The sequence below is a fragment of the Wolbachia endosymbiont of Mansonella perstans genome (assembly GCF_020278605.1).
GTDB lineage: Bacteria > Pseudomonadota > Alphaproteobacteria > Rickettsiales > Anaplasmataceae > Wolbachia.
This window is the reverse complement of the sequence record NZ_JACZHU010000082.1, coordinates 1-4,539: the sequence shown is the minus strand read 5'-3', so window position 1 is coordinate 4,539 and position 4,539 is coordinate 1. Positions and strand designations below refer to the sequence as shown.

5 protein-coding genes are annotated in these 4,539 nt (G+C 34.9%); 1 reads left to right on the top strand and 4 read right to left on the bottom strand.

The window, feature by feature from the left end:
- Window positions 1-470: 470 nt before the first annotated feature.
- The 4 genes from IHO13_RS04595 to yihA form a co-directional block, all read right to left on the bottom strand.
- Window positions 471-767, bottom strand: a complete 297-nt coding sequence (locus IHO13_RS04595; protein ID WP_225538484.1) for a hypothetical protein — start codon at window positions 765-767, stop codon at window positions 471-473.
- Window positions 768-950: 183 nt separating this feature from the next.
- The gene (locus IHO13_RS04590; RefSeq protein ID WP_225538483.1) at window positions 951-2,198 is read right to left on the bottom strand and encodes an IscS subfamily cysteine desulfurase; all 1,248 of its coding nucleotides are present in this window, start codon (window positions 2,196-2,198) and stop codon (window positions 951-953) included.
- Window positions 2,199-2,500: 302 nt separating this feature from the next.
- The gene (gene argB / locus IHO13_RS04585; protein WP_368666884.1) at window positions 2,501-3,412 is read right to left on the bottom strand and encodes an acetylglutamate kinase; all 912 of its coding nucleotides are present in this window, start codon (window positions 3,410-3,412) and stop codon (window positions 2,501-2,503) included.
- Between the two features lie 4 nt (window positions 3,413-3,416).
- Window positions 3,417-4,013 carry a ribosome biogenesis GTP-binding protein YihA/YsxC gene (yihA, locus tag IHO13_RS04580; RefSeq protein WP_410543372.1) on the bottom strand — a complete coding sequence of 199 codons (597 nt, stop codon included), beginning with the start codon at window positions 4,011-4,013 and terminating at the stop codon, window positions 3,417-3,419.
- A gap of 116 nt (window positions 4,014-4,129) precedes the next feature.
- Between yihA and IHO13_RS04575 the strand changes: the two genes are divergently transcribed.
- On the top strand, window positions 4,130-4,539 hold a 410-nt coding region (locus IHO13_RS04575), incomplete at its 3' end, for a PCRF domain-containing protein (RefSeq protein ID WP_225538480.1).

Here is a 4,539-nt window from a genome sequence, read left to right as displayed (position 1 = left end):
GTCGTAGATTTTGTGTTTCTTTGATTATTCCTGACTGTTATCAGAAGGGCTATAATATAAAAACATCTATTATCTATTATGTTTACTTCCAGTCCATTTTCTTGAGTGTGCTTATTTTTGTTTAAAATACTTTCATGTGCTACATTTTTGAGCTTGTTTTTAACTTCCTGATATTGTCCATTAAGATTATTCCAAAGTTACTTGTCTTATCGTACCATTATCATGGTAGAAATCGTATCTTATTTTTCCACTTTGCAACACTAACTTACTAGTGATATGTTTTATGATGTTTAAACTTTTTTCAGATAATTTATTTTCGTCATTACTGCTTTAATCATCAAAGTGTAAGAAAATCTATATTGTCTACTCGCTACAGGGCAACAGGATATTTCATCGAGAGCATTTAATACTTCCCAAAATATGAAATTTGTTACAGTTTTATCCTAGTCTTCACAGCGTAAAATTTAACCTCAGTCCTTGTCTAATACGCGTCTAATACTCTCTAAAGTGCTTTCTATATCATTACTCTTTTGAGGCTTCTGGGTATTTTTCTCTTCAACATTTTTCATTTCTTTATAAAATTTTTGGATTAACTCCTTTTCATCAGTGGTTGGTTGCATCTCTACCAAGGATGAGCCTTCTTCTAAAAAAGGTAAATGGCCGCATAAAACATACTCCTCACTTTCATTTACCCAATAATCAGTTTTTGGACATTTTGAACAAAGCTTTTGTCTACTGTGCATTCCATAAGTCATATTGATAACCATTATTTACTTATATCTTCTATACCGGTTATAGGATATAGGTAAGTCAACGAAAAAGTAGATCTCTTTTATTACCAATTTATGGCAAAATTTTTGAGGAGAAACTCAGATGAACACCGCAGAATACTTGGGAGAAGCACAAGCAAGTTGTTGACACAAAATTAGAAAGCAGGTTACTCAGGAAATCTAATGAGAGTCCCATTTTACGGTGTTTAAATCTATTCCTTCTTGCACCATTTCCCAAAGTGGGCTCATTTCTCTTAGTCGTCCAACATTTCTAGCAACAAGATCTGCTGCGTATAAAATTTCATCTTTAGTTGTAAATCGGCCAAGGCCAAATCTGATTGATGAGTGCTCAAGGTTATGGCCATTGTTTAGCGATCTTATGACATAGGAAGGTTCAAGAGATGCAGATGTGCATGCAGAACCGGAACTTACCGCCAAATCCTTGATTGCCATAATGAGAGATTCGCCCTCAATGTAGGGAAAACTTAAGTTTAGGTTGCCAGGAATTCTATCTTCATAATCACCATTTAAAACAACATCAGGAAATTCTTCTTTTATTTTGCTGTACAAAATATTTCTCAGCTCTTCTAGCTTGTTTGCCTCTGTTTTCATTTCTTCTTTAGCAATACGTGCTGCTTCACCAAAACCAACTGCAAGGGGAGTTGGAACTGTTCCAGAGCGCATACCTCTCTCCTGTCCACCACCGCTGATCAGTGGTATCAGCCTAACACGAGGATTCTTTCTCCGGACATATAATGCACCTATTCCCATTGGTCCGTAAATTTTGTGGCTAGAAAGGCTCATGAGATCAATGTTCATTTCATTAACATCGATCGGTACTTTTCCAAAGCTTTGAGCAGCATCCGTATGGAAAAACATATTATGCTTCCTGCATATTGCACCAATTTCTCTGACGGGCTGCACTACTCCGATTTCATTATTTGCCATCATCACTGAAACCAGAATTGTTCTATCAGTGATTGCTTCCTCGAGTTTCGACAAATCTATAATTCCATTTCGCTTGACAGGCAGATATGTAACTTTAAATCCTTCATTCTCCAGATACCGACAAGAATCCAAAACGCACTTATGCTCTGTGCAGACAGTTATTACATGGTCTCCTTTATTCCTATAAAAGTGAGCAACACCCTTTATTGCCATGTTATTTGACTCAGTTGCACCTGAGGTGAAGATAATTTCTTTGCTATCTGAGTTGACCAGACCGGCAATGTGTTTCCTTGCTTTTTCCACTGCTTCCTCAGCAGTCCAACCAAATGAATGGCTACGAGAGTGTGCATTACTAAACTTACCAAAATAAGGTACCATCACTTCTAAAACACGAGGATCTACTTTAGTAGTAGACTGATAATCAAGAAATATCGGTAATTTTATCTTAGCACTGTGTGCTTTTTCATTTTCTACATTCATAGTCAGTATAAAAGTTTGAGCATAGAAGCTACAGTATTTCATAGCACTAAAGCTTAAATCTTTCAAGATATAATCTTGCTCAAGTACAAAATCCTGTATGCAAACGTTGTTCATAGAGATAACGAGAAAGGAGTACTGGCTATGACGCTGGTTCATCCTATAATGCAGCAAGTAGGTCTGCTACGCAAATTACCTGCAAGTCACAATGTTTGTACAGATGTGCATTACTAGCTGGAATGACATCATCTATTATGTAAACTGTTTCCAAACTTTAAACATTCTTACAGTTATAAGTAGTGTAGTTACAAATCATTCACAATTGATACACTCAAATTATCTTCAGTAAATAGATCAATCAGGATATTAGGTATTCTGCTATTAACTATATGAGCAGTTCCAGCACATTCCTCGACCATTTTGGCACACGCTGTAAGTTTTTCAATAAGCCTTTCCCCTTTAATTTTACCACAATTAATTGATGCATTTAAACTTTTAACAGATATCTTTCTACCACCAATTTTATCTATTTCTTCATATGCATCACTAAAGGTCACCATTTTGGATGCAGAAACTGCAATTGCTATCGCACTTGCAGCACTATCGGCATCAACGTGATATGTTTCTTCATTTCCTCCATAACCAATAGGTGCAATAACTGGTATAAAATCTGACTCCTCACCAAAGAATAATATATCAGGATTGATCTCAGTTGGTACTCCGATAAACCCCATATCTAATATTTTTTCGATATTGCTTGATCCACTCTCTCTAAGCATAGTGCTTATCTTTTCAGCTTTTATTAGGCTGCCATCTTTTCCACATAACCCAATGGCTGAACCACCAGCAGTATTTATATGTTGAACAATTTTTTTATTAACTGAACCACATAGCGCCATCTCAATGATTTTCACGGTATCTTTATTTGTAAGCCTGATATTATTTACAAACTTACTATCCATACCTAAGGCCTTTAGCACAGAATTAACTTCATATTCTCCATCATGAACTATAACTGGATTTATACCAAGCTGTTTCAACAAGACAACATTGTGCACAAAAGTATTAAGCAGCGTTCTGTCTGAGATTGTCATACTGCTGCATTTAATGACAAAAGTTTCACCGATAAAGTTAGGTATATTAGACAGTGCTTCAAGCAACATTTCTGTTTTTTGTTTAAATGGTACTCCACCATTTGAAAATTCACTACTCCTCATTTCTTTATCTTGTAAACTTGAAAAACTCATCCCTTACCTTGACTATTTTACACTTAGCACAGGTGCTTATTTGATGAATTGACACATTCTCATTATTAACCCATTTTTGAGTACTTTCTAGAATGGCATCGAGATTTTTTTGACCTACTTTGTCTATTTTTGTTAGCACAACATCAAAGTTAACATTATTATATGTTAACCAATAAATAAAGTCCTTGTCTATTCCTTTTAGCCCTACTTTGCTATCTACCAACACAAATACTCTTTTTAGGCTTCTTCTTTGAGCTAAATAGTACTCAATCAGATCTAAATATTGCATTGTTTCTTCCTTGCTCGCACAAGAATAGCTATACCCTGGCAGATCAACAAGTCTGAACTCGTCATTGTACATAGAGTAAAAATTTATTTGTCTAGTGCACCCAGGTTTAGAAGAAACTCTGGCAGCTTTTTTGCTGTTTATCAGTAAGTTAATTAAACTGGATTTTCCTACATTTGATCTACCGGCAAACGCAATCTCTGGAACCGATTCATCTGGTAACGATTTTATGTCTGAAGCTCCAAACATAAAATTGCCGTTTGATGTCATCCTTCTTGCCATTATATATAGAAATATCTAAGGTAGTATGTATATTATAATGTTATTGCTTGATGTAAAAATTTTTTTATTTCAAGTATATATTGTTTACTTAAGTGGTTAAAATATTAGATCTAAGCTTTATGGACATAGAAAACAATTTACAAGATTTGAAGAAAAAATTTAGTGACATAGAAAGGAAGTTAGAAGATCCTACCAACTTAAGTCAAAAAGAATTTATCAACCTTTCAAAAGAATATTCTGAACTCAGGCCGATTATCCGGATAATCGATGAATACAACACGCTGAAAGGAGAAATTTCAGACTTAGAGGAAATAATAAAAGATGAAGATAGTGAACATGATATAAAAGAGTTAGCAAAGAAGGAATTTCTTGAGAAGCAAAAGGTATCGTTACCACAAGTAAAAGCCAAGTTAAAATTAGCGCTATTACCTAAAGATGAAGATGATTCAAGAAATGCAATATTAGAAATCAGAGCAGGTACAGGAGGAGAAGAAGCGGCATTATTTGCAGCAATGTTATTCCGCATGTA

Bases quoted from the DNA above. Each gene is read 5' to 3' on its own strand.
- IHO13_RS04595 (WP_225538484.1), bottom strand. From the start codon at position 767: ATGGTTATCAATATGACTTATGGAATGCACAGTAGACAAAAGCTTTGT.
- IHO13_RS04590 (WP_225538483.1), bottom strand. From the start codon at position 2,198: ATGAATGTAGAAAATGAAAAAGCACACAGTGCTAAGATAAAATTACCG.
- argB (WP_368666884.1), bottom strand. From the start codon at position 3,412: ATGAGGAGTAGTGAATTTTCAAATGGTGGAGTACCATTTAAACAAAAA.